22 protein-coding genes and 2 tRNA genes are annotated in these 26,756 nt (G+C 70.6%); 6 read left to right on the forward strand and 18 right to left on the reverse strand.

Annotated features, from left to right (window positions below; genetic code table 11):
- Positions 1-15 precede the first annotated feature (15 nt).
- From AB0M63_RS10815 to AB0M63_RS10850, 8 genes are all read right to left on the reverse strand, one after another.
- Positions 16-1,500, reverse strand: a complete 1,485-nt coding sequence (locus AB0M63_RS10815) for an MFS transporter (protein WP_366019145.1) — start codon at positions 1,498-1,500, stop codon at positions 16-18.
- A gap of 98 nt (positions 1,501-1,598) precedes the next feature.
- The gene (locus AB0M63_RS10820; protein ID WP_366019146.1) at positions 1,599-3,842 is read right to left on the reverse strand and encodes a glycosyltransferase family 39 protein; all 2,244 of its coding nucleotides are present in this window, start codon (positions 3,840-3,842) and stop codon (positions 1,599-1,601) included.
- Positions 3,839-5,350 (reverse strand): bifunctional glycosyltransferase family 2/GtrA family protein, encoded by a 1,512-nt coding sequence (locus tag AB0M63_RS10825; RefSeq protein WP_366019147.1) that lies wholly within the window; start codon positions 5,348-5,350, stop codon positions 3,839-3,841. Before AB0M63_RS10825 ends, AB0M63_RS10820 begins: the two co-directional genes overlap by 4 nt.
- 13 nt (positions 5,351-5,363) lie before the next feature.
- Positions 5,364-7,046 carry a HAMP domain-containing sensor histidine kinase gene (locus tag AB0M63_RS10830; protein ID WP_355910554.1) on the reverse strand — a complete coding sequence of 561 codons (1,683 nt, stop codon included), beginning with the start codon at positions 7,044-7,046 and terminating at the stop codon, positions 5,364-5,366.
- Positions 7,043-7,783 carry a response regulator transcription factor gene (locus AB0M63_RS10835; RefSeq protein WP_019054929.1) on the reverse strand — a complete coding sequence of 247 codons (741 nt, stop codon included), beginning with the start codon at positions 7,781-7,783 and terminating at the stop codon, positions 7,043-7,045. Before AB0M63_RS10835 ends, AB0M63_RS10830 begins: the two co-directional genes overlap by 4 nt.
- Positions 7,784-7,945: 162 nt before the next feature.
- Complete coding sequence (locus AB0M63_RS10840) at positions 7,946-8,863, reverse strand: amidohydrolase family protein (protein ID WP_366019148.1); 918 nt, start codon at positions 8,861-8,863, stop codon at positions 7,946-7,948.
- Positions 8,864-8,914: 51 nt separating this feature from the next.
- Entirely contained in the window at positions 8,915-9,796 is an 882-nt protein-coding gene (locus AB0M63_RS10845) for a DUF2797 domain-containing protein (protein WP_366019149.1), read from the reverse strand.
- Positions 9,797-9,832: 36 nt separating this feature from the next.
- Positions 9,833-10,198, reverse strand: coding sequence for an HGxxPAAW family protein (locus tag AB0M63_RS10850; RefSeq protein WP_355910543.1), 366 nt, complete (start codon positions 10,196-10,198; stop codon positions 9,833-9,835).
- A 93-nt stretch (positions 10,199-10,291) separates the two neighbouring features.
- Here AB0M63_RS10850 and AB0M63_RS10855 point away from each other — a divergent pair, with 93 nt between their 5' ends.
- Complete coding sequence (locus tag AB0M63_RS10855; RefSeq protein ID WP_355910540.1) at positions 10,292-10,774, forward strand: MarR family transcriptional regulator; 483 nt, start codon at positions 10,292-10,294, stop codon at positions 10,772-10,774.
- 145 nt (positions 10,775-10,919) lie between these two features.
- On the forward strand, positions 10,920-11,462 hold the full coding sequence (locus AB0M63_RS10860; protein ID WP_366019150.1) for a GtrA family protein: 543 nt from the start codon (positions 10,920-10,922) through the stop codon (positions 11,460-11,462).
- Here the strand turns inward: AB0M63_RS10860 and AB0M63_RS10865 are convergent.
- The 4 genes from AB0M63_RS10865 to AB0M63_RS10880 all read right to left on the reverse strand — a co-directional run bounded on the left by AB0M63_RS10865 (position 11,459) and on the right by AB0M63_RS10880 (position 14,189).
- Positions 11,459-12,403 carry an aminoglycoside phosphotransferase family protein gene (locus tag AB0M63_RS10865; RefSeq protein ID WP_366019151.1) on the reverse strand — a complete coding sequence of 315 codons (945 nt, stop codon included), beginning with the start codon at positions 12,401-12,403 and terminating at the stop codon, positions 11,459-11,461. The genes AB0M63_RS10860 and AB0M63_RS10865 overlap by 4 nt on opposite strands.
- 161 nt (positions 12,404-12,564) lie before the next feature.
- On the reverse strand, positions 12,565-12,732 hold the full coding sequence (locus AB0M63_RS10870) for a hypothetical protein (RefSeq protein WP_355910531.1): 168 nt from the start codon (positions 12,730-12,732) through the stop codon (positions 12,565-12,567).
- A 78-nt stretch (positions 12,733-12,810) separates the two neighbouring features.
- Positions 12,811-13,032, reverse strand: a complete 222-nt coding sequence (locus AB0M63_RS10875; RefSeq protein ID WP_355910528.1) for a hypothetical protein — start codon at positions 13,030-13,032, stop codon at positions 12,811-12,813.
- 254 nt (positions 13,033-13,286) lie between these two features.
- Positions 13,287-14,189: a LysR family transcriptional regulator gene (locus tag AB0M63_RS10880; RefSeq protein WP_355910525.1), complete on the reverse strand. Its 903-nt coding sequence runs from the start codon at positions 14,187-14,189 to the stop codon at positions 13,287-13,289.
- A gap of 139 nt (positions 14,190-14,328) precedes the next feature.
- Here AB0M63_RS10880 and AB0M63_RS10885 point away from each other — a divergent pair, with 139 nt between their 5' ends.
- Positions 14,329-15,645 carry an aminotransferase class III-fold pyridoxal phosphate-dependent enzyme gene (locus AB0M63_RS10885; protein ID WP_366019473.1) on the forward strand — a complete coding sequence of 439 codons (1,317 nt, stop codon included), beginning with the start codon at positions 14,329-14,331 and terminating at the stop codon, positions 15,643-15,645.
- Positions 15,645-17,120 carry an amino acid permease gene (locus AB0M63_RS10890; RefSeq protein ID WP_355910522.1) on the forward strand — a complete coding sequence of 492 codons (1,476 nt, stop codon included), beginning with the start codon at positions 15,645-15,647 and terminating at the stop codon, positions 17,118-17,120. The genes AB0M63_RS10885 and AB0M63_RS10890 overlap by 1 nt, the downstream gene beginning before the upstream one ends.
- Before the next feature lie 83 nt (positions 17,121-17,203).
- Here AB0M63_RS10890 and AB0M63_RS10895 read toward each other — a convergent pair.
- Together AB0M63_RS10895 and AB0M63_RS10900 are read right to left on the reverse strand one after the other, a co-directional pair.
- Positions 17,204-17,276, reverse strand: a tRNA-Arg gene (locus AB0M63_RS10895).
- Between the two features lie 172 nt (positions 17,277-17,448).
- A tRNA-Ser gene (locus AB0M63_RS10900) sits at positions 17,449-17,539 on the reverse strand.
- A 168-nt stretch (positions 17,540-17,707) separates the two neighbouring features.
- Here AB0M63_RS10900 and AB0M63_RS10905 point away from each other — a divergent pair.
- Positions 17,708-18,178, forward strand: coding sequence for an SSI family serine proteinase inhibitor (locus AB0M63_RS10905; protein WP_366019152.1), 471 nt, complete (start codon positions 17,708-17,710; stop codon positions 18,176-18,178).
- 175 nt (positions 18,179-18,353) lie between these two features.
- Positions 18,354-22,613, forward strand: coding sequence for a PAS domain-containing protein (locus AB0M63_RS10910; protein WP_366019153.1), 4,260 nt, complete (start codon positions 18,354-18,356; stop codon positions 22,611-22,613).
- Positions 22,614-22,631: 18 nt separating this feature from the next.
- On the opposite strand, the gene AB0M63_RS10915 is transcribed toward AB0M63_RS10910, so the two are convergent.
- From AB0M63_RS10915 to AB0M63_RS10930, 4 genes are all read right to left on the reverse strand, one after another.
- The gene (locus AB0M63_RS10915; protein ID WP_366019154.1) at positions 22,632-24,308 is read right to left on the reverse strand and encodes a long-chain fatty acid--CoA ligase; all 1,677 of its coding nucleotides are present in this window, start codon (positions 24,306-24,308) and stop codon (positions 22,632-22,634) included.
- Positions 24,309-24,417: 109 nt separating this feature from the next.
- Positions 24,418-25,041 carry a SigE family RNA polymerase sigma factor gene (locus AB0M63_RS10920; protein ID WP_355910510.1) on the reverse strand — a complete coding sequence of 208 codons (624 nt, stop codon included), beginning with the start codon at positions 25,039-25,041 and terminating at the stop codon, positions 24,418-24,420.
- 116 nt (positions 25,042-25,157) lie between these two features.
- On the reverse strand, positions 25,158-26,348 hold the full coding sequence (locus AB0M63_RS10925) for a lipid-transfer protein (protein ID WP_366019155.1): 1,191 nt from the start codon (positions 26,346-26,348) through the stop codon (positions 25,158-25,160).
- Positions 26,345-26,740: a MaoC family dehydratase gene (locus AB0M63_RS10930; RefSeq protein WP_355910829.1), complete on the reverse strand. Its 396-nt coding sequence runs from the start codon at positions 26,738-26,740 to the stop codon at positions 26,345-26,347. The genes AB0M63_RS10925 and AB0M63_RS10930 overlap by 4 nt, the downstream gene beginning before the upstream one ends.
- Positions 26,741-26,756: the final 16 nt, after the last annotated feature.

Genomic DNA, 26,756 nt, shown 5'->3' on the forward strand with positions numbered 1-26,756 from the left:
TCCAACCCGGCCACCTTACGCAGGGTCGCCGACCACCGTCTCCGAGTCTGCCCGCTCAGCCCGCCACAACAACGCGGCCGCGAGCAAGCCCCCGGCCAAGACCGCGACGGCGCCCACCAACTGGCTGACCTCCAGCCCGGCGGAGAAGGAGTCCGTCACCTTTCTGCGTTCCTCGGCCGTGGCTGCCGCCGCCAGGCCCACGGGCAAGGACACCGCCGCGAACCGGGAACTCAGTACCGCTCCCAGTACGGCGACCCCGAGCCCGTTCCCGAACTCGCCCAACGTGCCGTTGATCCCCGCGCCGACCCCGGCCTTCTCCGGCGGAATCGCACTCATGATCGCGTGAGCCATCGCCGGATTGGCCAGCGCGGCACCCGCCCCGATCAGCAACAGGCCCAGCAGAGTGCCCGCGTAGCCGCCGGAGGCGATCACCGCGATCGAGGCCAGTCCCGCCGACATCAGCACCATGCCGAGGGCGATCGCCACCGGCGCCCCGAGCTTCGCCGTCCACTTGGCCGCAAGGCCGGAGAAGTTGAGCGCCACGATCGCCAGGGCGAGCGGCGCCGTCCGCACACCGGCCTCCAACGGGCCGTAACCGAGGACGAATTGGAGATGCTGGGTGAGCAGGAAGAGGGAGCCGGCCATGCCGAAGGTGATCAGGACGACCCCGGTGACCGCGCCGGTGAACCTGCGGTCGCGGAAGAAGTCCAGGTCGAGCATGGGGTACGGGACACGGCTCTCCCAGTACGCGAAGGCGGCCAGCACCAGGACCGCCACCGCGCCGGTGAGCAGGACCCGCTCCGAGGTCCAGCCGTGCGAGGGGCCGGAGATGATCGCGTAGACCAGCGCGGCCATGCCGACGGTCGAGAGCAGGGCGCCGAGGAGGTCGGGGCGGTCACCGCGCGGGTTCTTGGATTCGGGGACGAGGGCCACCGCCGCGACCAGGGCCAGCGCGGCGACCGGCAGGTTGATGAGGAAGATCGCGCCCCACCAGAAGTGGTTCAGCATGAAGCCGCCGAGGAGCGGGCCGGTCGCGAAGCCGAGCGCGTTGACGGCGGCCCAGATGCCGATCGCCCTCGGCTGTTCCTCGGGGGTGAAGATCTGCATCACGACGGCGAGCGTGGTGGTGATGAGCAGCGCCCCGCCCACGCCCATACCGGCCCGCGCGACGATCAACTGCCCGGTGGACTGGGCGAGTCCGGCGACCAGCGAGCCCACGCCGAACAGCACCAGGCCCGCGATCAGCATCTTCTTGCGGCCGTAGCGGTCGGCGGCGCTGCCCGCGGTGAGCAGCAGTCCGGACTGGACGAGCGAGTACGCGTTGATCATCCACTGGATGTCCGCGGTGCCCGCGCCCAGTTCACGGGTGAGCGAGGGGATGGCGACGTTCAGGACGGTGTTGTCGAGCAGCACGGTGAGCTGGGCGAGGCAGATGACTCCGAGGACGATCCAGCGCTGGGAGTGGGCCTGGAGGGCTGGGGAGGTCGGCACGGTTGGCATGTTGTACACCGTAGAACAGTTCCTGTACGGCGTACAACGGAGATAAGAAGAGGGGCGGTGACCGGGTGGTCACCGCCCCTCTCGGGTCAATCCGACCGTCAGCTGGTCGCCTTCTGCGTCAGGTCGTAGAAGGTGGCCGAACCGACCGTCACCTTCTTGTAGTTCTTCTCGACCCACGAGGTGATCTGCGAGGAGCTGCCGGTGCTGCTGCCGCCCATGCCGGTGCCGCCCGAGATGAAGTAGTGGATCTTTCCGTCCGCCACGTACTTCTGGAACTGGGCCAGCGTCGGCGACGGGTCGGTGCCGTTGAAGCCGCCGATCGCCATCACCGGGTCACCGGTGGCGAGTTGGTAGCTCGCAGCGTTCTGGGAGCCGATGGACGCGGCCACCCAGGTGTACTTGCTCGCGTCCGTCGACAGCAGCTTCTTGGCCGCGGAGGTCACGGTCGCGCCGTTGAGCAGGCCGCCCACACCGCCGCCCATGCCGCCGCCGTCGCCCATCTGGCCGCCGCCGAAGCCGCCGCCCTGGTTCTGGGTCGTACCGCCGCCACCGGGCGCGGTACCGGTACCGCCGCCGGGCATGGTGCCGCCGCCCGGGAAGCCGCCACCCTGGTTCTGGGTGGTGCCGCCGCCCTGTTGCGTGCCGCCGCCGGGCATCGTGCCGGTGCCACCGGTGCGGTTGCCGCCGCCGAAGCCGCCACGGCCACCGCCGCCGCCCGGGCCGCCGCCCATCATGCTCGCGCCGGCCGGACCGGCCGTCGGGATGGAGCCGGTGTGCGCCGAGTTGACCGTCGACATCGTGTACGCCGCCGGACCGGCAAGACCCGCCACGATGCTCAAGCCGACTGCCGCGAGGGCGAGTTGGCGGCCGATCTTCGCCACGAAGATCAGGCCGAGCGCACCGGCCAAGGAGCCGAGGAGGACGAGCCACTTCAGCCAGGGCAGGTAGTCGGGGGTGCGGTTGAGGAGGACGTAACCCCACACGCCGGCCGCGACTACCGCCGCCGCGAGGGTGATCGACGCCCAGATCTCGCTCCGCCGCTCCCACAGGGAACCGGCGCCGATGCCGATCACGGCGGCCAGGTAGGGGGCCAGCGCGATCGTGTAGTACTGGTGGAAGATGCCGGCCATGTAGCTGAAGACGACCAGGGTCGTCACCAGCGAGCCGCCCCAGACCAGGAGCGAACTGCGCCTGACCGACGTGCGGCCCAGCTTGCGCGTGGCCACCAGGCCCGCGACGAGGAGGATCAGCGCGGCGGGCAGCAGCCAGGAGATCTGGCTGCCGATCTCGTCGTTGAACATCCGGTTCCAGCCGGTGGCACCCCACTGGCCTGTCCCGGTGCCGCCACCGCCGCCGCCGACACTGCCGGTCTCGTCGCCGCTGAGGCGGCCGAACCCGTTGTAGCCGAAGGTCAGTTCAAGGAAGCTGTTGTTCTGCGAGCCGCCGATGTACGGGCGCGAGGACGCCGGCCACAGCTCGACGATCGCCACCCACCAACCGCCCGCGGCGACCAACGCGGCCGTCGCCAGGCCCAGTTGGGCGAACCTCTTCTTCACGCTCACCGGCGCGCAGACCGCGTAGACGATGGCCAGCGGCGGCAGGATCAGGAAGGCCTGAAGGGTCTTCGCGAGGAACGCGAAACCGATCGCGGCACCGGCCCACACCAGCCACTTCGTACGGCCGTCCTCCAGGGCCCGGACGACGAGGTAGCAGGCGACCGCCATCAGCAACGCCAGTGCGGCGTCCGGGTTGTTGAACCGGAACATCAGCGCGGCGACCGGGGTGAGCGCCAGCACGGCGCCCGCGATCAGACCGGACTGCGGGCTGTAGCGACGGCGCACCGCCGCGTACACGACCGCGACCGTGCCGACGCCCATCAGGACCTCGGGGACCAGGATCGCCCACGAGTTGAGGCCGAAGATACGGACCGAGATCTCCATCGGCCACAGGAACGCCGAGGGCTTGTCGACGGTGATCGCGTTGCCCGCGTCCAGCGAGCCGAACAGGAACGCCTTCCAGCTCTTGCTGCCGGCCTGGACCGCCGCCGAGTAGAAGGAGTTGGAGTAGCCGGACGCGCTCAGGTTGTAGAGGTAGAGGAGCGCCGTCGCCAGCAGCATCCCCCAGAACGCGGGGCGCACCCAGCGCGGGTCCTCGGGCCGGCCGCGCCACAGACGGCGCCCGAGCGGCAGCTTGGGCTCACCGGACTGGGGGGCCAGGGTCTCCGAGGGCGCGACCGGCTCGTGCACGGCCGTGTCTCTGTCGCCGGTGTCACCGGCCGGCGCCCCCCAGGACGAGGGGCCGCCTCCTCCCGGATAGGTCGTCTGATCGGTGTCGGTGCTCATCGGGGGTCCCTCGGGTCGGTGTCGTGGGGACGCACCGGCTGCAACTGCATCGTCGCGTCCCTCCAGGTGCCGTCCGCGGCTTCACCGGCGCGGAACTGGGTCGTGCTGTCGTACGTGGTGGTGTCGTACGTCCCCTGCTGGGGCTGCGGCTGCCGCTGGGGCAGCGGGCCGTACGAACCGTTGTGCTGTGCGTGCTGAGGCGTCGCCGTCGAATAGGTGGGCGACGCGGGGGTGTTGAGGGCTACGACCGTCAGCTCCTGCTCGCTGTCGCCGCGGTCCGGGAAGACCCAGGCGCGCAGCAGCAGGAAGCGCAGCACGGTCGCCGCGAGGTTGGCGACCACCAGGACCGCCAGCTCGGTGGAGTGCCCCGGGTCGCTGCTGGCCGCGTTGAGGGCGGCGAGCGAACCGGCGGTGAGCGCGAGGCCGATGCCGTAGACGACCAGGCCCTGCGCCTGGTGGCGGACGGCGCCGCCCCGGCCGCGGACCCCGAAGGTCAGCCGGCGGTTCGCGGCCGTGTTGGCGATCGCCGAGACCAGCAGCGCGAGCGCGTTGGCGATCTGCGAGCCGGAGAACTGCCGGAAGGCGCTGTAGAGCACCAGGTAGAAGAGGGTGGAGAGGCCGCCGACCACGCAGAACCCGACGAGCTGGCGGGCCAGCCCCTTGGGCACGTCCTGGATGTCGCGGTCGCGGGGGTCGTCGCCGAAGGGTCGCGTGACACGGTCGAGCGGCAGCGAACCGGAGGCCAGGGCCTTGCCCACGCGCCACACTCCCTTCAGGTCCTCGGTCGCCGTCTTGACGATGTGGACGGTCGAGTTCGGGTCGTCGACCCAGTCGACCGGCACCTCGTGGATGCGCAGTCCGGCCCGCTCGGCCAGCACCAGCATCTCGGTGTCGAAGAACCAGCCGGTGTCCTCGACGAGCGGCAGCAGCGCCTGGGCCACATCACGCCGGATCGCCTTGAATCCGCACTGAGCGTCCGAGAAGCGGGCCTGGAGCGAGCCGCGCAGGATCAGGTTGTAGGTCCGGCTGATGAACTCGCGCTTGGCGCCACGCACGACACGCGACGAGCGGGCCAGCCGGGAACCGATCGCCAGGTCGGAGTGACCCGAGATCAGCGGCGCCACCAGGGGGAGCAGCGCGTTGAGGTCGGTGGAGAGGTCGACGTCCATGTAGGCGAGGATCGGGGCGTCCGAGGCGGACCAGACGGTGCGCAGTGCTCGACCGCGCCCCTTCTGCTCCAGCCGGAACGATTTGACCTCGGGGATCTCCGACTCCAGCCGCGCCGCCACCTGAGGAGTGGTGTCGACCGACGCGTTGTCCGCGATGGTGATGCGGAACGCGTACGGGAACGTGCGCTTGAGGTGCTCGTGCAGTCTGAGCACACATGGCTGGAGGTCCTTCTCCTCGTTGTAGACGGGGATCACTACGTCCAGGACAGGCGTACCGGCGTCTCCGGCCGGGAGGTGCTCCCGCGCCGGCAGGGTGCCGGGAGAAGAGTCGGTTCGCATGAACCGACTCTCCTCAAGCGCCCTGTTGCACCCATGTGGTGGCACTGTGGTGTGCCTGTGAGTGCGATTGCCAATTCGTTTCGGGGGCGGGCGCGGGCACAGCCGGTGCAAGCGCGGGCAGATGCACGGTGAACACAGTGCGTCCGGGAACACTGTCCACGGTGACGGCACCGCCGTGTGCGGTCGCGACCGCCTGCACGATGGCGAGGCCCAGACCGGTCGAACCCGTCGAGCGGGAACGCGCCGAGTCGCCGCGCGCGAACCGTTCGAAGACATGCGGCAGCAAATCCGCCGGGATGCCCTGGCCGTTGTCCTCGACGTCCACGCACATCCACGGTCCGCGCCGCTGGACGCGGGCGGTGATCGTGGTGCCGGGTGGCGTGTGCTTGCGGGCGTTGCCCAGCAGGTTCACGAGGACCTGCTGGATACGGGCCGCGTCCGCCGACACCAGGGCCGGTTCGTCGGGCAGGTCGAGGCGCCAGTTGTGGTCCATGCCGGCCGCGCGCGAGTCGCTGATGGTGTCCACGACGAGCGGGATGAGGTCGGTCTGGTCGAACTGGAGCGGTCTGCCCGCGTCCAGCCGGGCGAGCAGCAGCAGATCCTCGACGAGCAAGGTCATCCGGCCCGCCTCGGACTCGATCCGCCCGAGCGCGTGCTTGGTGTCGGGCCCGGTCTGTTCGCGCCCGCGACGGGTCAGCTCCGCGTAACCGCGGATGGAGGCGAGCGGCGTCCGCAGCTCATGGCTGGCGTCCGCGACGAACTGCCGTACCCGCATCTCGCTCTGCTGTCTGGCGTGCAGGGCGCCGTGCACATGGTCGAGCATCCGGTTGAGCGCGGCACCGACCTGGCCGACCTCGGTGTGCGGGTCGGTCTCGGACTCGGCGACACGTTCGTTGAGGGTGACCTCGCCGGTGTGGAGGGGGAGTTCGGAGACCCGGGTGGCGGTGGCGGCGACGCGGCGCAGGGGGCGGGTCGCGATGCCGACCAGTACGTAGCCGGCGATACCGGCGGCCACGAGACCCGCGGCGCTGACGCTCAGCTCGACGAGGATGAGGGTGGTGACGGTGTTGTCGACGTCCGTGGTCGGCAGGGCGACGTAATAGCCCTCGGTGGTGCTGTCGGGGACCGCGGCGTACTTCACCAGATAGTCCCCGAGCCCCGGGATGGTCACGGTGTGCGCGTTGCCGTCCTTCGACACGGACGCGAGGGCCTGCTTCTGCGCCGTGGTGAGGTCCGGGGTGTCCATCCCCTTGCCCACGCCCTGGCTGTCGGTCTTCTGCAGACTGTAGGACGCGGTGGCGATCTTGCCCTTCTTCACATAGGCGGCGATCGTCTTCTCCTGCGTCGGACCGCTGGTGGTGAGAAGCCTGTCGACCTTCTGGGTCGGCGTGAGGACCGGTTCGGACTCCTTGGTCTTGGTCGAGGTGGTGGAGGACGAGTTGTTCTGGGTACCCGGCGGTCCGCCACCCCCCGGGCCGGTGTCCTGAGGACGGCCCACCGCGCGAATGGCCGTCTCGTTCACCTTGTCCCTGAGCTGGTCGTACAGGTGCGACTTCAGCGCGACAGTCGTCACCGTGCCGATCACCGCGCAGACCACGGCGATCAGCGTCACCGACGCGACGACGAGCCGGGTCCGCAGGGTACGCGGCTTACCCGCTCGCCTCTTCTGCGCATGCGGCCGTCGTCGCCCGCTCATGAGGCCGCGGGCTTGATCAGGTAACCGGCGCCGCGCCGCGTGTGGATCATCGGCTCACGTCCGGCGTCGATCTTCCGTCGCAGGTACGAGATGTAGAGCTCGACCACATTGGCCTGCCCACCGAAGTCATACGACCACACACGGTCGAGGATCTGCGCTTTGCTGAGTACACGCCTGGGATTACGCATGAGGAAGCGCAACAGCTCAAACTCGGTGGCGGTGAGGTGGATGCCCTCCCCGGCCCGCGACACCTCGTGGCTGTCCTCGTCGAGGGTGAGGTCACCCACGACCAGCACGGAGTCCGAACGGCGGTCGGCGGCACCGGAGCGGCGGATCAGCCCGCGCAGCCGGGCCACGACCTCTTCGAGGCTGAACGGCTTGGTGACGTAGTCGTCGCCGCCGGCGGTGAGCCCGGCGATACGGTCCTCGACGGCGTCCTTGGCCGTCAGGAACAGCACGGGAACGTCCGGCAGCTCCCGGCGCATACGGCCGAGAACGGTCAGGCCGTCCATGTCCGGCAGCATCATGTCGAGGACGACGGCGTCGGGCCGGAACTCGCGCGCGGTCTGGATCGCGCCGGTTCCGTCACCCGCGCTACGGATCTGCCAGCCCTCATAACGGAGGGCCATGGACAGCAGCTCGGTGATCGACAGCTCGTCGTCCACCACAAGCACTCGGACGGGGCTCCCGTCCGGCCTCAGCAGTTCGGTGCGCCCCTGGGGCGAGGTCGTGGTCATAGTGGACACCTTGTCGGGGCCCTCTAAGAGCACGCTTTCTAGAGTCTGTGATTTTCCTGAGAAACTCACAGGCGCCACTCAGGGAACGCCTTGGAACCGCTTGCCCAGCACTCATCCGGAGGGGACGGAACTGTGTGTTCCTCCTCGGCCGACGTCCTCGTCTCAGAGTCCGAACAGCCGCGCCCCGTTGTCATGGCACACCGCCCGCAGCCAGTCGTCCCCGAGGTCCAGCCGCTCCAGCGCGTGCAGTTGGTGGACGTACGGATACGGGATGTTCGGGAAGTCGCTGCCGAACAGCACCCGGTCACCGAGCGCGGCCAGCCGGGGGAGCGCACGCGGCGGGTAGGGCGCGAAGCGTTCGCTGAAGTCCGTGAAGGTCATCGTCGTGTCCAGCCGCATCTCTCCGTACCGCTCGGCGAGATCCAGGAAGTCCTCGTACTCCGTCATCCCCATGTGTGCGACGACCAGCCGCAGTCTCGGGTGCCTGGCCAGTACCCGGCCGATCGGCTCGGGCCCGGTGTGCTTGCCGGGTGCGGGCCCCGAGCCGCAGTGGATCACGACCGGTGTGCCGGCCTCGGCGAGCAACCCCCAGGCGGGGTCGAGGAGTTCGTCGGCCGGGTCGTACGCCCCGACCTGCACATGCGCCTTGAAGACCCGGGCACCCGAGTCCAGCGCCTCCCTGACGTACTCCCCGACTCCCGGCTCCGGAAAGAGAGTCGAGGTGTGCAGACAGTCGGGGGTACGGGTGGCGAATTCCACGGCCCAGCCGTTGAGCCACCGGGCCATGCCGGGCTTGTGCGGATAGAGCATGGCGGTGAAAGCGCGTACTCCGAACTCCCTGACCAGCGAGACCCGTTCAGCCTCCTCCTGCCGATACGAGATCGGCCATTCGAGCAGACCACCGGTCGCCTCCCTGAGCGAGTCGAAGTACTGCCAGACCTTCTTGAGCACCTGCTCCGGCATGAAGTGCGTGTGCACGTCGACCAGCCCGGGCAGCCCGAGCCGCTGCCAGAACGCACGCACTTCGGCGGCCTCGCCGTGCTCCTCGCGTTCATCGCGTTCATCGCGTTCACCGTCCATACGGAACCCCACTCCTGACCATCACGGCTTCCCGATCCTCATGCCCCGGCATCAGAACAACCCCTCCTGCACCCCCGGCGCCTCCCGCCTGAACTCCCGTACCGGCACGGTGAATCCGGCCCCCTCGCCCCCGGCGGGGATCAACTCCCAACCCGTCATCAGCCGCGTGTCGAGCACCAGCACACCTCGCCCGGTCACGAGATGGAGATCCGGTCCCGCGGCCGCGAGCACCTCCCCGCTCAGCTCACCGCCCGCGACCAGAGCGCTCACCTCACCGACGGCAGCAGGCAGTCCCTTGAGGCCGAACACGTCCACGTGGTCGACGGGTTGATACGGCTCGCGGTGCAGCGACTCCGGCCATTCGCGCAGCGCGAGGGCACGGGTGTGCAGGTCGGCGATCTCGGCCGCGCGCTCCGTCGCCGAGCCCGGCAAGGCGGACCGTACGGCGCGCTTCTCGGCGTAGGGAATGCGGTCCGGTACCCGGAGCGCGGCACGCAGCAGCTCCTCCGAGCGGCGGGCCGCCATCAGCGGGCCGAGGCCGAGCCAGCTGAAGCAGACGGCGCCCTGCTCAAGCAGCCGCGCGGAGCCGCGCTCTTCGGCGGTGATACCGACCTTGAGCAGACCGGGCCCGAACCAGGCCAGATATACGTGATACGGCCGCGGGTCGTCGGCGATCGTGTCGGCGGCCACCGAGTGGGCCCGGTCCAGCCGCGCGCACTCCTCGCACCGCGCCCCCGTGCCCCGCTCCGGCACGGCCGCCCGCACCGGACAGGGATGCCCCCGCGCTCCCACACATGTCCGCACGCCCCCTTCCGCGACCGCGAAGGCCACCCGCTTCCCCCGGGGCAACGGGCTCCCGCGCCCGCCGTCCCACTTCAGCTCGGGACCGTCCGCCGCCCACCGCAGCCCCGAGCACTTCCACGTCTGTGCCATCGCTCACGAGACTAGACGGCGCCACTGACAACGGCCTCAGCCCACGGTCTCCCCGACCTGGGCGGACTCGCGCGGCACCACGACCGCGTACCCCTCGGCCGCCCGCCCCCGCCCGGCCAGCCGGCACCCGACACACCCGGGATGCCCCGCGCGCGCCAGCGGATCCCGCACCCGCATCCCCCACTGCGCCCGGTCCCGCCGCCCGGGCGGCTTGCCCCACCCGGTGAGATGCAGCGCCCAGGTGACCAGGAGGCTCACCACGACGATCCCCAGTCCGCCGCCTATCAGCAGGGCCGAGACCGTACACACCCCCACTCCCGCGACGGCCGACCCGACGGTCGCGATGCCGAATCCGGTCCACCCGGCGACCGTATGTCCCTCGTCATACTGGTGTGCGCTCATGCGCAGATCTCCCTCGCCCGATCCACCCCAAGTCAATCCCTTACTACCTAAGTACTTTAGAGGCTAAACCTCTCATCAACTAAGGCAATAACGATGCACGCCAAACCTCGCCCCACCGCCACCCCGGCCCAGGCGCTGGACGCGATGGACTCCCTCATCGCCACCGCCCAGCTCGGCCAGCAGGAAATGGCCGAGCGGCTGGGGCTGAACGTCACCGATCTGCTCTGCTTCGCCTGCGTCCTCAAGGCGGGCGAGAACCTCCTCACGGCGGGCGACCTCGCCGAACACGCCCACGTCACGACGGGCGCGGCGACCGGCATCATCAACCGGCTGGAACGCGCCGGTTTCATCACCCGCGTCCCCGACCCGACCGACCGCCGCCGCGTCCGCGTGGCCGCGGTACCGGCCGCGGTGACCCGGGTCGTCGCCCTCTACGGCCCCTACTACGACCGCCTCAACGCCCAGTTCGCCGACTACTCCCCCGAGGAGATCGCCGTACTGGCCGACTGGTTCGCGCGGACATCGACGCTGGCACAGGACTACATCGAGGAACTCCGCGCGCGGGACCGGGGGTAAACCCGCCCCCCGGTGGTACAGCCCGCTACACCAAGGGTTCGGGAGAGTGCTTCATCGTGCCCGGAGGCGTACGACGGCATCGTTGATCTCAGCCGGTCAAGAGGACCGGCACAGGTCGAACGGCCGCCGTACGGAGGGGAATCCCATGAAGTCGCTGCTCTCACCGAAGCGGGGAACGGCGACCGGGACGACCCACGAGACGGCTCCGGCAGCGCCCGGCCCGTTCGCGTCCTTCGTCAGGTTCGTGGTCTGCGGCGGCGGTGTCGGGGTCCTCTCCAGCGCCGCGGTACCGCTGCTCGCCGCGCTGATGCCCTGGGCGGCGGCGAACGCGCTGATCACGGTCGCCTCGACCGTCCTCTGCACCGAGCTGCACGCCCTGTTCACCTTCGGCACCGGCCGCCGCCCCGGCTGGCGCGAGCACTGGCAGTCGGCGGGTTCGGCCACGGCGGCCTACGCGGCGACCTCAGCGGCGATCCTCGTCCTCCACACCGTCCAGCCCTCACCCGGCATGCTGACGGAACAGATCGTCTACCTCAGCGCCTCGGGCCTCGCCGGCATCGGCCGCTTCCTCGTCCTCCGCCTGTTCGTCTTCACCGACCGCACTCCGCGGACGACCACGCCTTCGACCCCGGTCGCGATCCCGGTACGACCGACGGCGGCAACGCCCGCGTTCAGCGCGGCGGCCTAAGGGGCCGGTCGCCTCAACAGCCCGGCGCACCAACGGAAGTGGCCGTCACCGCCGTCCGAGGAGAACAGGTCGTACGTCGACAGCGCGTACGCGCGCTGGTAGAGGGCGAGCGTGTCCGGGGAGTGATGGAGCTCCGCGGCGAACAGACGGGTGAGGGTGACGGTGTGCCACTCCGCGTGCGGCCCGTACATGTCCCACACGGAGGCGGTCACGGCGGCCTCGAACGCCGGGTCGCCGGCCGTGGTGAAGAACCCGAAGTCGAGTACGGCCGTAGGGGCACCGGCGTCGTCGACGTGGATGTTCGGCGGCACGAGATCGCCGTGCACGACGGTGACGGCCTGGCTGTCGGAGAGCGCCACCAGCGACTCCGTCGTACGCCGCACGACGGCCGCGAGGTCGGGGACCTGAGCGGCCAGCAGGTCCCCGTGCCGGCGGACGGCACGCAGGACGAGGGCGGCGAGCGCGTCGGGGAAGCGGGCGTGCCCGTCCCAGAGGGGGCGGTCGTCACCCTGCACGGTGAGGCGCCGCATGGCTTCGGTGCCGGGTACGGCGGCCAGGCCGCGCAGCACCGTCAGCAGGGCGCCGGTCTCCCTCGCGGGCAGTTCCCTCTCCGGCGCCACGACCGCCGAGTCGGCCCGCAGAGGTACCCCGCGCAGCTCGCGTTCATAGGTCACCAGAACGCCCTCGTGCTCCTCCACGGCGAGGATCTCCGGCGTGACGAAGGGCAACGACGCCGACTGCCGGGCGATGTCCTCGTAGACCTGCCGCACGAGCCCCACCCCGGCCGGCCGCCGCCCGCTCCACACCTTGGCGACGGTGCCGTCACCGAGCAGATGCACAGCACCCTCGACCCCCGCGGCGAGCGGCCGGACACCCTCGTGACCACGGTCGGCGAAGTACCGGGTCCAGTAGGCGGTGTGCTGTTGACGATGGGCGGTCATGATCGAAGTAGACCCGCTCGTCGTCGATGGGCTTCGCCGGACGCGGTCAGGGGAAGCCCAGCCCATGACGACTCGATCGATGTCGATCCGTATCGATCGGTGTTGAGGGTGTTATCGGTGTTGAGGGGTGTCACCGCACCGGTCGGACCGGCCCGCCCCGACTAACCCGCCCTGCGGTAGGTCTCGTCCAGGTCGGAGAAGGAGGTCTGCCCGTCGTCGAGTGACAGGGTGTCGTCCTCCCCGAAGTCCGGGGCCTGGAAGGGGTTCGTCGCCGGAGGGGGCGATCCCGCGCTGGGGTGGCGGGACGCCCCCTCCGGGGCGGAGAACAACGAGGTCAGATCGATGAGAGGTCTCCCGTTCGATACAGGCCGCTGGGACCTGGTGTGCCGTGACCGGGCACTGCGGTCCTACAGCTTGCTCATCTTGGCGTACGGACTCAGGATGCGCTCCTGGACCGACCCGAAGTCGACGAGCACCGCGATTCCGTCCTCGATGCCGATGACCCGGCCGAGGCCGTACATGTCGTGTGTGACCTGGTCGCCCACCGCGAAGTGCTTCGGGGACGGCGCGGCCGGGGCTTTGAAGGGGCTGGTGGGCAAATAGCGCTTCGGTGCAGCTGGCTTTGTCATTGCTTCCAGTATGGGCCTTGACAGGCCTCCCGCTGAGGCCGTCCACATCGCTTGTTCATCACAACCTAGTCGCGGACCGTGCCGAGGGGGCCTGTCCTGCGGAAACGCGAGCGGCTCCGGATCACTCCGGGTCCCACATCGCCGCGCATTCGGCAGGACCGGAACCCGCGACCTTCCGATCCGCAGGTCCGGACAGCGCGTGACGCGGGCTCCGCCCACTTCCGAAGGCATCGCCAACGGTGGTGAACACCTCGTCAGCCGGTTCCCGCGGCCAGGACCGTCTCCTGGGCGACGCGCGCGAAGTTCTCGGCGGCGCGGGGCGCGTCCCGGCGGCGCACGGCGGCGACCTCGCAGTCGTCCATGCCTTCGATGGGCACGAACCGCACGCCGGGGCGGGCGTAGAGACGCGCGATCGACGCGGGAACGACGGAGACCCCGCGACCGATGGCCACGGACTGCAGCTCGGCCTCGAACGTGGCCGCCTCATGGGCGACGTGGGCCGGTGTTTCGCGGTGGGACGCGAGGATCCAGTAGTCGCGCCAGACGTTGTCGCCGGGTGCCGCGACGATGGGTTCCGTCAGCAACTGCGCCACGGTCACCTTCGGCAGGGCCGCGAACGGGTGCCGCTCGGACACGCACGCCACGCACCGCTCGCTGAGCAGAGTGGTGGTGACCGCGTCCGCCACGCCCTCCAGTGGCGGCCGGACCAGGGCCACGTCCGTCTCCCCGCTGTCCAGCCCGCCGCCCGGCGAGGCGAAGTCGTACTCGGTCAGCTCGACGGTGACCTCGGGATACCGCTCGTCGAACGCGCGCAGGATCGCCGGTACCTGCTCGACGGCCGCACCGATGAGGTAGCCGACCCGCAGCCGGCCGAGTTCACCGCCGGCGATGCGCGAGGACCGTTCCATCGCGAGGTCGAACCGCTCCAGGACGGCCTTCGCCTCGGCGAGGAACTGCTCGCCGTCGGGCGTGAGGGCCGTCGCACGGGTGGTGCGAGCGAAGAGGCGGAAACCGAGTTGGCCTTCGAGCTGGCGGATGGTGTGGCTCAACGACGGCTGGGCGATGTGAAGTTGCTCGGAGGCGCGGGTGAAGTTCATGGTCTGCGCGACGGCCACAAAGGCCCGCAGGTGCCGAAACTCCACATTAATAGACGCCATCTATAAAGTGTACGGTATTTGGTCTTTCACAACCGCCGGGGCCGCTTCCTACGCTGCCGCATGAGGCAGCTCGTCATGACGCAGCTCACATCCCCGAGCATCCCCGATGCATCCCCGAGGCGGAGACAACGTGACCGACATGCTCACCTATCAGACCGAGACCCACGCCCGGGGCCGGGAGGCCCTGCTCCACGAGCCGGCGGGCGGCGACCCGGACAAGCTGACCCTCGTCAAGGCGCTCGGCTCCCTCGTGTGGGACGAGAACGGCAAGGAATACATCGACTGTACGGCGCAGGCCTGGTCGAACAACCTCGGCGCGAACGACCCGCGGGTCATCGAAGCGGCGATCGAGCAGACCCGGCAGATCACGCATGCGCGCCCCACCTTCCACACCCCGGCGCTGCTGGAGCTGGCGGAGCTCCTGGTGTCGATCGCACCGGAGGGCCTGGACCGCGTCGGCTTCACCCTGCACGGCTCCATGGCCGTCGAGATGGCACTGAAGCTCGCCCTGCGCAACCGCCCCGACGCCCGGCACGTCGCCGTCCTGCACGACGCGTACCACGGCCGTTCCCTCACCACGATGGCGGCGAGCTGGCCGCACCCCGGCAACGTCTTCGGGATCCTCCAGCCCCAGTTCCTGCGCCTCCCGCGCCCGGACCTCTACCGTCCGCGCCAGGGCCTGAGCACCGGGCAGGACACCGAACTCTCGCTCCGGCTGATCCGCGACATCCTCACCAAGGGCACCGAGGGGCCCGTCGCCGCCCTGATCTACGAGCCCATCCAGGGCAACGGCGGCCACAACGAGTTCTCCGCGCGCTGGCACCAGGGCATCCGCGAGATCTGCGACGAGTACGGCATCATGCTCATCATCGACGAGGTGCAGACGGGGCTGGGCCGCACCGGTCGGATGTGGGCGAGCGACTACTACGGCATCGAGCCCGACGTGCTGGTCTTCGGCAAGGGCGTCGGCGGCGGCTTCCCGCTTGCCGGGGTGCTGGCGAAGAAGCGCTTCGCCAAGTTCCTCGCGGGCGACGACCAGCTCACCTTCGGTCAGTTCCCGATCTCGATCGCCGCCGGGCTCGCCGCCGTGCAGGCGATCATCGCCGACGACCTGTGTTCCCGGGCGGCCGAACACGGCAGGTACGCGACCGAGCGCCTCCTGGAGATGCAGAAGCGTCACCCGCTCATCGGTGAGGTGCGGTCCCCGGGTCTCATGGTGTCGATCGAACTCGTCCGTGACCGGGTCACCAAGGAGCCGGCGAGGACCGAAGCGCACGCGGTGTTCGAGCTGGCGCAGGAACGCGGCGTCATCCTCGGCGAGAGCCGGTACGGCGGCCTGGGCAACCTGATCAAGATCAAGCCTCCGCTCGACATCAGCCGCGAGCATCTGAGCACCGCCCTCGACGTCCTCGACGAGGTCCTGACCCTCGTCGAGAACGGAACGGGAGCACCCTGATGACCACCGACGAAAGACCACCCGAGGCGACACGGTCAGACTCCGACGATCTCGCGGCACTCGGCTACGGCCAGCAGCTCAACCGGTCGATGAGCTCCTTCACCGCCTTCGCGCTGGCGTTCTCGATGGTCTCCATCAACACCGGGATCGTCACCCTGTTCACCGACCCGTTCAACCGCATCGGCGGCGCCGCCGTCCTGCTGTGGCTGCTGGTCACCCCGATGGTGCTCACCCTCGTCGCGGTCTACGCGCACCTGTCCGGGCGGATGCCGATCACCGGCTACGCCTACCAGTGGTCGAGCCGGCTGGTGGGGCCGAACTTCGGCTGGTTCACCGGCTGGATCGCGCTGATCTCGTTCCTCGCCGGCACGGCGGGAACCGCGGCGGCCCTCGGCACGGTGTTCGCTCCGGAGATCTGGGACCACCCGACGACCCATCAGATACAGGCGTTGTCCATCGGCTGCACGCTGGTGGTCGCGGTGCTCAACATCGTCGGAGTGAAGATCGCCACCCGCGTCAACAACATCGGCGCGTCCGTCGAGTTGATCGGCACGGTCGTCCTGGTCGTGGTGCTGGCGGCCGGCGTACTGGTCTTCTTCGACCACACCCAGGGCCTGAAGATCCTCACGGACACCCACCCGCTGGACGGACACCCGATCACGCTGAGCAGCATCGCGCTGGGGGCCCTGCTGCCCGTCTACGTCCTGCTCGGCTGGGAGGGCGCGGCGGACCTCGCGGAGGAGACCGTCAATCCGCGCAAGGCGGCACCCCGGGCCATGTTCCGCTCCGTGGTGGTCTCCGGCGTCATCGGCTTCGTGGTGTTCGCCCTCCTGGCCCTCGCCATGCCCACCGGCCCGGCGACCTTCCTGACCGGCTCCGAGAACCCGGTCCTGAAACTGATCTCCGAACAGGTCGGACCGTTCGCCAGAGCCCTGATGATCGTGGTCGCGTTCGCGTCGATCTTCGCCTGCCTCATCGCCAACATGGCGGTGGCCACCCGGATGACGTTCGCGCTGTCACGCGACAACATGCTGCCCGCGTCCAAGGGCCTCCAACGAGTGGGCAGGCGCACCAAAGCCCCCGTACCAGCCATCATCCTCGTGACGGTCGTGGCGATCGGCCTCAACCTGCTCAACTCCGGCCTGGTCGGCAAGATCTACGCGATGATCGGGCTCACCTACTACCTGACCTACGCCCTCACCATGATCGCGACAGCCATCGCGGAGAAACGGAAGACCATCCCGCGCGCCACCGACGGCGTCTTCGACCTCGGCCGCTGGCTGAACCCGGTCGTCGCCATCGCACTGCTCTGGTGCCTGGCGGTCATCGCGGCCCTGACCATCCCCGAGGAGAACAACCAGAACGCGGTGACCGTGACGGTCGTGCTCGCCATCGGCTTCCTCTGGTGGGCCCTCGTCCTCAGACACCGCCTCAAGGCAGGCACCGCAGGACCGCCCAGAACACGAAACGACTGACCGGACACCCGACTCATGACTCATTGACCGACGCCCCAGAAACACCGAAGGCCCCGGATCGCTCCGGGGCCTTCGGCCTGCTGTGCACTCGGCAGGATTCGAACCTGCAACCTTCTGATCCGTAGTCAGATGCTCTATCCGTTAAGCTACGAGTGCTTGTTTTCTCTTGTTTTCCTTTGCCGCTCCCGGCCCTTCCGGCCCGCTCGCGGCGACAGGAAGAACATTACATGACTGCCGCCGCCATGTGAAATCCGTTAGCCGCAGCCATTGTGACCTGCGAAAACGACGAAACCCCGGTCCTGTGGACCGGGGCTCCGATGATCTTGCGCGGAGGCGGAGGGATTTGAACCCTCGATGGGATTTGCGTCCCAAACCGCATTAGCAGTGCGGCGCCATAGACCGGACTAGGCGACGCCTCCAGCACAACCACCCGCGCGAGCGCGGAAGGTGCGTGCAGATGATGACACAGATGAGCGCGCTGTCACCAATCGCCTCCCACGGTACTAGGCAGTCGGCCCGCAGGGCAAAGCAGTTCCCGCCGGCCGTCGGGTCCGCAACGTCCGGGGGCGGCCGGCGTTAGTCAGGTCATGTCGCAGGTCAACCGTTTCCTCGTGATCGCCGCCGCCTCCGCCGCCACCGTCGGCTCGCTGGCCTCCGTGCCCGCCGCCGCGTCCCCGGCGGCTCACCGCACCCTCGCGCCACCGCCCGTCCATGACGAGGACCAGTCCGGCGGCGACCATCTCACCGTCACCGTCCGGCACGCGGGCGGCTCGGCGGACGGGACGTACGACCTGTACTGCCATCCCGACGGCGGCACCCACCCGGACGTCAACGGCGCGTGCGAGGCCGTCACCCGCAACACCCGGTGGGGAAAGGACCCCTTCGCACCGGTGCCCCCGGACAGCATGTGCACGATGATCTACGGCGGCCCCGCCACCGCCCATGTCACCGGCACCTGGGCCGGACGCCCCGTCGACACCACGTACGACCGCGGCAACGGCTGCGAGATCTCCCGCTGGAACGGAATGGTCCCGCTGCTGCCCGACCTCCATCGGTAGGGGGCCGACGACGGTCGGTCACACGTTCTACGTCACTTCACCGTGCGACCTCCCTCTCATCTCACTCCGCGAGCACAACGACTGCCCTTAGACTCCCTCGCGTGACACGTCGCGGGCAGGTTGGCAAGATGGCCTCCGCGGTCGGAAAGGTGCGGTAACAGGGAGGAAGCGTCTCGTGAGCAGCAGGCCATCCCGAGGCGCTGCTCGCCTCGCAGCCATACTCGACGCGCTCCCGGACGCGTTGGTGCTGGTCAACGCCAACGGGACGGTCGTCAACGCGAACACCATCGCGCTGGAGGCGTTCGAGGCGCCGGGCACCGCGCTCGTCGGACGCGGACTGCTGGATCTGCTGCCGGAGTTCGACTCCCGGCTCATCCCCGGTTCCATGCGGCGCCCCGACTCGATGGACCCGCGCGGCCGGACCAAGCCCACCCGGATGACCGCCCGCCGCACCGACGGCTCCGAGTTCCCCGTCGAGGTCACCAGCGCCAACCTCGAAGACGGCCAGCAGGCCTACGACGGCTACGGCTACACCGCCGACGAACTGCTGATGCTCGTCGTCCGCGACCTCTCCGGCACCGTCGACACCGAGGCCGAACTGGCCCGTTCGCAGCGGCAGACCGAGATGATCCTGCGCGCCGCCGCCGAGGGCGTCGTAGGAACGGACACGGACGGACGGGTCGTGCTCGTCAATCCGGCCGCCGCGCAGATCCTCGGGTACCGCGCCAGCGATCTCGGCGGCAAGGAACTGCACACCCTCGTGCTGCACTCGCGCCCCGACGGCTCGCCGTTCCCGTACGCGGAGTCGCCGCTCGCCGACACCCTGCGCTCCGGGCGCAAGCACCGGGTGCGCGGGCAGGTGCTGTTCGCCAAGAACGGGGACCGGGTCTCCGTCGACCTGACCACCGCGCCCGTGCGCGACGGCGACCAGCTCGTCGGCGCCGTGATGACCTTCACCGACCGGCGGCCCTACGACTCGCTCGCCGAGGAGAAGGAGGCCGCCGACAAGCTGCACCGGGACGAGCTGGAGCGGATCGACGAGGAGCACTCCTCCGAGCTGACCGCCCTGCGCCAGAAGCACATCTCCGAGATCGAGGAGCTCCAGGAGCAGCACGAGGAGGAGCTCGCGGCGAACGAGGAGCGGTACGCCGCGCTCGGCGAGCGGGAGAAGGACCGCTTCGAGGAACTGGCCGCACGGCACGAGCAACTGCTCACGCTGCTCGGCCGCTCGCTGCGCGGCCCCCTCGACGAACTGCGCCGGGAACTGGCCGCGTTGGCCGCCGACGACGCCGGGCAACTGTGGCCCGAGGCCAACCAGGTCCTGCACCACCTCTCGGCGGGCTACTCGCGCATCACCCAGCTCATCGACAACGTGCTCGGCTATCAGCGGCTGGAGACCGGCGCCGAGGGCGTCTCGCGTACGAAGGTCATGCTCGACGCCGTCGTCGCCGCCGGTGTCGACGGGGCCGTCGAACTGATCGGGCCCGGCCGGGTGCAGTTCGCCGTGCACGCGCCGCCCATCGAGGCCGAGGTCGACCCCGTCCTCCTCGCCACCGCGCTCGCCCACCTGGTCGCGGACGTCGCCGGTGTCGACGCGACCGGCAACTCGCCCGCGTCGGCGGGCGGTTACATGGACAACACGGTCGTCGTGGCGGCGGCGCAGCGCGGCGAGGTCGTACGGATCGAGGTGCGCGGGCCGTACGCCGGGGGAGACCCGGTGCACGAGCCGATCGTGCGCGGGATCGTCCGGGCGCACGGCGGTGTGCTGCAGACGCACGACGTGCCGGGGATGAGCGGCAGCTCGTACGTCCTGGAGGTTCCGATCGGCGGCGGGGCGGGTGCGGTCGCCGTGCCGGCCGCGGCCGGCGGTGCCGAACTCGCCGTACCCGAGCAGGCCTCGGGCAGCGGCGGGCGGCGGCGGGCCCGGCGGTCCTCCGTCGACGCCTTCCTGGAGAGCGAGGTTCCGGGCGCCGCCACCGACGACTCCGGTGGCGAGGCCGCGGTGCCCACCGGGCGGCGCAGAAGGCGGGCGGGCGAGGAGCCGGGCGGCGACGGCGCGTCCAGCGGTACCGGGCGGCGGCGCGGGCGGGCGGCCGAGGTCGCGGCCGGTGACCTGTCCGACGAGGACGCGGAGGGCGTGTCCGAGGGTGCCGTGATGACGGCGGCCGAGCATGCCGCCGGCACCGCGGCCGCGGGCAACGGCCTGGGCGGGACGGTGCCGCCGCAGGGCGTGCCCGCGCCCGGCGAACGCCAGGCGCTGCCGCCCGCGTTGCCCTCGGGCGGTACCTCTGACGGTTCCACCGGCGAGGACGGGCAGCCGACCGGACGTCGTAGGCGCGCGCTCGCGGCCGCGGCCGAGCGGGCCGCCGCGCAGGAGGCGGGCGCCCGTACGGTGTTCGCGCTGCCGCCGGCCGAGGCCGACCGGACGCCCGAGGTGGCCGCGCCCGCGCAGGTCGCCGGTGACGAGGGGCGGCACGACGCCGTTCCGCACGACCAGTCCGAGGACCACACCCCGCCGCAGCCGCACCCCGCGAACGCGCCCACCGGCCGTCGGCGCCGGGCCGTGGCCCAGCCGCAGTCGCAGGAGTCGGTGCCGGCCCAGGCGGCCGGCGCGGTGGTTCCGGCGCAGGGTACGGCGGGTCAGGGGCAGGCCGTTCCGTCGCAGACCGGGGTCGCCCCCTCGGTGCCCGGGCAGGCGGTAGCGGGTCGGCAGCAGGGCGGGGCGCAGCCGGTCGCCGGTTCGTCCGTCGCCGGTCAGCCGGTGCCCGGGAACGCCATGCAACTCGCCCCCGCGCAGAACCTCCCCGCCGCCGGGCAGACGCCCGCGGCCCAGCCACTGCCGCTCCCCGCGGAGGCGGCTCCCGGCCAGGGCATCCCCGGCCAGGCGGCTGCCCCGCAGAGCGGTCCCGGCCAGCCGGTCGCACCTCAGGGAATCCCGGGCCAGCCGATTCCGCCGCAGGGAATCCCGGGGCAGCCGGTCTCGCCCCAGGGCATTCCCGGTCAACCCGCGCCCGCCCAGGGGCACCCCGCGCAGGACACCCAGGGGCAGGCCGTCTCCCCGCACGGGATCCCCGGGCAGGGCGTCGGTCCGGCTCAGGGGCATCCCGGTGAGGCGGTTCCGCAGCAGGCGTTGCCCGCCGGGCAGCCGAACCCCGCCCCGGCTGCGGGCGGTCCCGCCGGGACCCCGGCACCCGACCCCGCCGTAGCGCCGCACCCGGAGCCGAACGCGCAGCCGCACACCCCGGCGCCGGGGACCCCCGTCGCCGCGCAGGCGCGGGCCGCTCAGCCGTTGCCCGCCGAGGCCGGCGCGGCTGTTGATCCCAACTCCACTCAGGGGCGGGCGATCAGTGTGCGGACGCTGGGGCAGGGGGTGCCCTTCACGCGGCAGGCGGCTCAGGTGCAGCAGCCGACCGCCACGCCTCCGCCGCATCAGCCGGGTGGTGGCGGGCGCCGTAGGAAGTTGGGAACGCGGCCCGAGCCCGCCACCGGCGGGGCGCCGGAGCAGGCGGCCCGGCCGCATCCCCAGGGTGAGCAGGCGCAGCCCTCGATGGCCGGGCAGTCCCGGCTGGCGCAGTTGACCGAGGGTGCCGGGCGGTCGTACGCCATAGGAGCACCGGACGAGAACGCGGCCGAGGGGCCCGAGCCGCTGGACGGGCCGGGCGGGGCCGTGGAGATCGCGGACACGCCGAGGCCGCAGCCGCTCGACGACGAGCTGCCGCCCGAGCCGCTCGACAATCCGCGTCGGCTGCTGGTGTGGCCCGCGCCGGACGTGACGACCACACAGGCGCTGAGCGACCGCGGGTACCGGCCCGTCATCGTGCACTCGCGCGAGGAGGTCGACGCGCAGATCGCCGCGTTCCCGGCGGCGCTGTTCGTGGACCCGCTGACCGGGCCGATCACCCGGACCGCGCTCCAGTCCCTGCGGCAGGCGGCCGTCGCGGCCGAGGTGCCCGTGCTCGTCACGGCCGGTCTCGGGCAGGCGACGCGCGAGGCGGCCTACGGCGCCGATCCCGCCGTTCTGCTGAAGGCGCTCGCACCCCGGGACAGTGAGCAGCATCCGCCGCGGGTGCTGCTGATCGAGGAGCACGCGGAGATCGCGCTGGCGCTGACCGCGACGCTGGAGCGGCGCGGGATGCAGGTGGCGCGGGCCGCGAGCGATGCGGACGCGGTGGCGTTGGCGGGGCAGTTGCGGCCCAACCTCGTGGTGATGGACCTGTTGCAGGTCCACAAGCGGCGGGCCGGGATCGTCGACTGGCTGCGGGCGAACGGGCAGCTCAACCGCACCCCGCTCGTCGTCTACACCGCCGCCGTCGACCAGGCCGACCTGCCGCGACTGGCCTCCGGGGAGACCGTCCTCTTCCTCGCCGAGCGGTCGACGAGTACGGAGGTCCAGTCGCGGATCGTGGACCTGCTGGCCCGGATCGGCACCAACTGACCCTGCTGCGCTCGCGGTTCAGAGCTTGGTGACGTCCAGGTCGCCGGCCGCGTACCGCCTGCGCAGCACCTTCTTGTCGAACTTGCCCACGCTCGTCTTCGGGACCGACTCGATGATCGTCCAGCGTTCGGGGAGCTGCCACTTGGCGATCTTGCCCTCGTCGGCGAGGAAGGCGCGCAGGGACTCGAAGTCGGCGGTGGAGCCTTCCCGGAGGACGACGGTCGCCAGGGGACGCTCCCCCCACTTCTCGTCCGGTACGGCGACCACGGCGGCCTCGGTGACGTCCGGGTGGGCCATCAGGGCGTTCTCCAGGTCGACGGAGGAGATCCACTCGCCGCCGGACTTGATGACGTCCTTGGCCCGGTCGGTGAGGGTGAGGAAACCGTCGGGGGAGATGGTGCCGACGTCACCCGTCTTGAGCCAGCCGTCCTCGCTGAACTTGTCGGCGGGGCGCAGGGGTTCGGCGTCCGGGCCGTTGTAGTAGGCGCCGGCGATCCACGGGCCGCGCACCTCCAGCTCGCCCGCCGACTCGCCGTCCCAGGGCAGCCGCTCGCCGCCGGGGCCGGAGAGCCGGGCCTCGACGCTCGTCGGGAAACGGCCCTGCGTCAGCCGGTACTCGAACTCCCGCTCGGTGCCGACCGCCTCGGCCGGCGGCCGGGAGACCGTGCCCAGCGGGGACGTCTCCGTCATGCCCCAGGCGTGGCAGACCCTCATGCCCAGTTTGTCGAAGGCCTCCATCAGAGCGGGCGGGCAGGCCGAACCGCCGATGGTGACCTGGGTGAGCGAGGAGACGTCGCGCGGCTTCGCGGTCAGCTCGGCGAGCAGGCCCTGCCAGATGGTGGGCACGGCCGCCGCGTGCGTCGGACGCTGGCTCTCGATCATCTCGGCGAGCGGGGCGGGCTGCAGGAAGCGGTCCGGCATCAGCATGTTCACGCCGGTCATGAAGGTGGCGTGCGGGAGGCCCCAAGCATTTACATGGAATTGGGGCACTACGACCAGCGAGGTGTCCTGGTCGGTGAGACCCATCGACTGGGTCATGTTGACCTGCATGGAGTGCAGGTAGATCGAACGGTGGCTGAACACCACGCCCTTGGGGTCGCCGGTGGTGCCGGAGGTGTAGCACATGGCGGCGCCCTGGCGTTCGTCCAGCTCGGGCCAGTCGTACGTCGTCGGCTTGCCCGCGATCAGTTCCTCGTACTCGTGCACGCGGGCGTGAGCGCCTTCGAGGGGCGTGCGGTCGCCGGGGCCGGACACGACGACGTGCTCGACCGTCGGCAGCTTGGGCAGCAGGGGGGCGAGCAACGGGATCAGCGAACCGTTGACGATCACCACCCGGTCCGCCGCGTGGTTCACGATCCACGCCAACTGCTCCGCCGGAAGACGGAGGTTGAGCGTGTGCAGCACCGCGCCCATGGCGGGGATCGCGAAGTAGGCCTCGACGTGCTCGGCGTTGTTCCACATGAGCGTGGCCGTCCGCTCGCCGTCCGCCACCCCCAGGTCCTCGCGCAGTGCGTGCGCCAGTTGGGCCGAGCGGGCACCGACCTCCGCGAAGGAACGGCGCTGCGGCTCTCCCTCACCGGTCCAGCTGATCACCTGCGATGTTCCGTGGACCGTCGACCCGTGGGTCAGGATCCTGGAGATCAGCAGCGGTACGTCCTGCATGGTGCTCAGCACGGCGTCCTCCCGGGGCGGCATTGCCTGCGCGGTAGTAAGGGCTGCGCTGATTCTGCGCACATACCGCACGGTATGTCACTAGGGACCGGGTGATCGATCACATCTCGTGTCCGGCTGCTACTGACAGGAGCTATCGAACCAGGTCCAGCTCGGGGTCCTCGCGCAGCTTGCCCAGCGCCCGCGACACCGCCGACTTCACCGTGCCCACGGACACCCCGAGCACCTCGGCCGTCTGCACCTCGCTGAGGTCCTCGTAGTACCTGAGGACGACCATCGCCCGCTGCCGCTCCGGCAGCTTCGCGATCGCCCGCCACATCGCGTCGTGCAGCGCCTGCCGCTCGGCCGGGTCCTCCGCGGCGACGCCCGTCTCCGGCTCGGGCAGCTCCTCGCACGCGAACTCGTCGACCTTGCGCTTGCGCCACTGCGAGGTCCGCGTGTTCAGCAGCGCCCGGCGCACATAGCCGTCCAGCGCCCGGTGGTCCTCGATCCGCTCCCAGGCGACATACGTCTTGGTCAGCGCGGTCTGCAACAGGTCCTCGGCGTCGCACGGGTTCGCGGTCAGCGACCGTGCGGTGCGCAGCAGCACCGGCTGCCTGGCCCGCACGTACGACGAGAACGACGGGTACGTGGTGGTCTGAGCCGGGGCCTGGGTCTGCGAGGCCCGTGCGGCGGGCCGCGTGACAGGCCGTGCGGCCGCCCTGGGGGCGGGCCCTGCGGCGGCGTTCGACGCGCTGGTGCAGACTGCTGTGGTCATGGCTCCACGCTATGAGCGATGGCCGCTCCGGCGGATCGGCCGCAGGTCCCGAAGCAGACTCCGCCTCAGGTTGTAGGGGTGGGGCTGGCTCCACCTCCTGAAGGTGGACGAGCGGCTCACATGTACTGCGGGTTTACCCCTGGGGGCTCACCCGTGAGCACCAGCCCGGACGTCGGTACGCCCGTCCCCGCCGTCACCAGGACCCGCCCGGCGTCCGGTATTTGGTTCACGGCGGTGCCGCGCACCTGTCGGACCCCTTCCGCGATCCCGTTCATCCCGTGCAGATACGCCTCCCCGAGCTGTCCCCCGTGCGTGTTGACCGGCAGCCGCTCCTCGGCCATGAAGTCCGCCGCCTCCCCCTTCCCGCAGAACCCGAACTCCTCCAACTGCATCAGCACGAACGGCGTGAAGTGGTCGTACAGGATCGCCACATCCATGTCCTCGGGCCCGAACCCCGCCGTCCGCCACAACTGCCGGGCGACCACGCCCATCTCCGGCAGGCCGGTCAGGTCGTCGCGGTAGAAGCTGGTCATCTGCTCCTGCGCCCGCCCTGCGCCCTGGGCCGCCGCCGCTATCACCGCGGGCGGACGCGGCAGGTCACGCGCCCGCTCCACGGACGTGACGACGATCGCCTGCGCGCCGTCCGTCTCCTGGCAGCAGTCCAGCAGCCTCAGCGGCTCCACGATCCAGCGCGAGGCCGCGTGCTCGGCGAGCGTGATCGGTCTGCCGTGGAAGTACGCCGCCGGGTTCGTCGCCGCGTACTTGCGGTCCACCACCGCCACCTGTCCGAACGCCTCCGGTGTCAGCCCGTACGTGTGCAGATAGCGCTGCGCCGCCATCGCCACCCACGACGCCGGTGTGAGCAGCCCGAACGGCAGCGACCAGCCGAGCGCCGCGCCCTCCGCCGACGGCTCCCGGTGCGTCACGCCCGAGCCGAATCTGCGTCCCGACCGCTCGTTGAACGCGCGGTAGCAGACCACCACCTCCGCGATCCCCGCCGCCACCGCCAGCGCCGCCTGCTGGACCGTCGCACAGGCCGCGCCGCCGCCGTAGTGGACCCGGGAGAAGAAGGACAGCTCGCCGATCCCGCAGGCCTGGGCCACGGTGATCTCCGGGTTGGTGTCCATCGTGAACGTGACCATCCCGTCCACGTCCGCCGGTGTCAGCCCCGCATCCGCCAGCGCGGCCCGCACCGCCTCCACGGCCAGCCGCAGCTCGCTGCGCCCCGAGTGCTTGGAGAACTCCGTGGCCCCGATACCGACGATCGCGGCCCGCCCGCCGAGGGTGTCGCGGGTACGGGTGCTCATCGCCCGGCCTCCCCCGGCACCATGACCACGACGGTGCCGGCCACATGTCTGCCGATGCCGTTCGCCCCGAGCACGCTCACCGTCGCGGTGTCTCCGTCGATCTTCTCGATCCGGCCCGTCAACACCATGGTGTCGCCCGGGTAGTTGGGCGCGCCGAGTCGTATGGCCACCTTGCGGAGGGTCGCTCCCGGGCCGAAGTGGTCCGTGATGTAGCGGCCCACCAGGCCGTTCGTCGTCAGGATGTTCATGAAGATGTCGGGAGACCCTCTCCGCCGTGCCGACTCCGTGTCGTGGTGCACGTCCTGGTAGTCACGGGAGGCGATGGCTCCGGCGACGATCAGGGTGCGGGTGATCTCGATCTCCAGCGGGGGGAGTTCGGCACCCGGCCGCACCTGTACTTCCACTGTC

It is taken from the genome of Streptomyces sp. NPDC051576, from assembly GCF_040681835.1.
GTDB lineage: Bacteria > Actinomycetota > Actinomycetes > Streptomycetales > Streptomycetaceae > Streptomyces.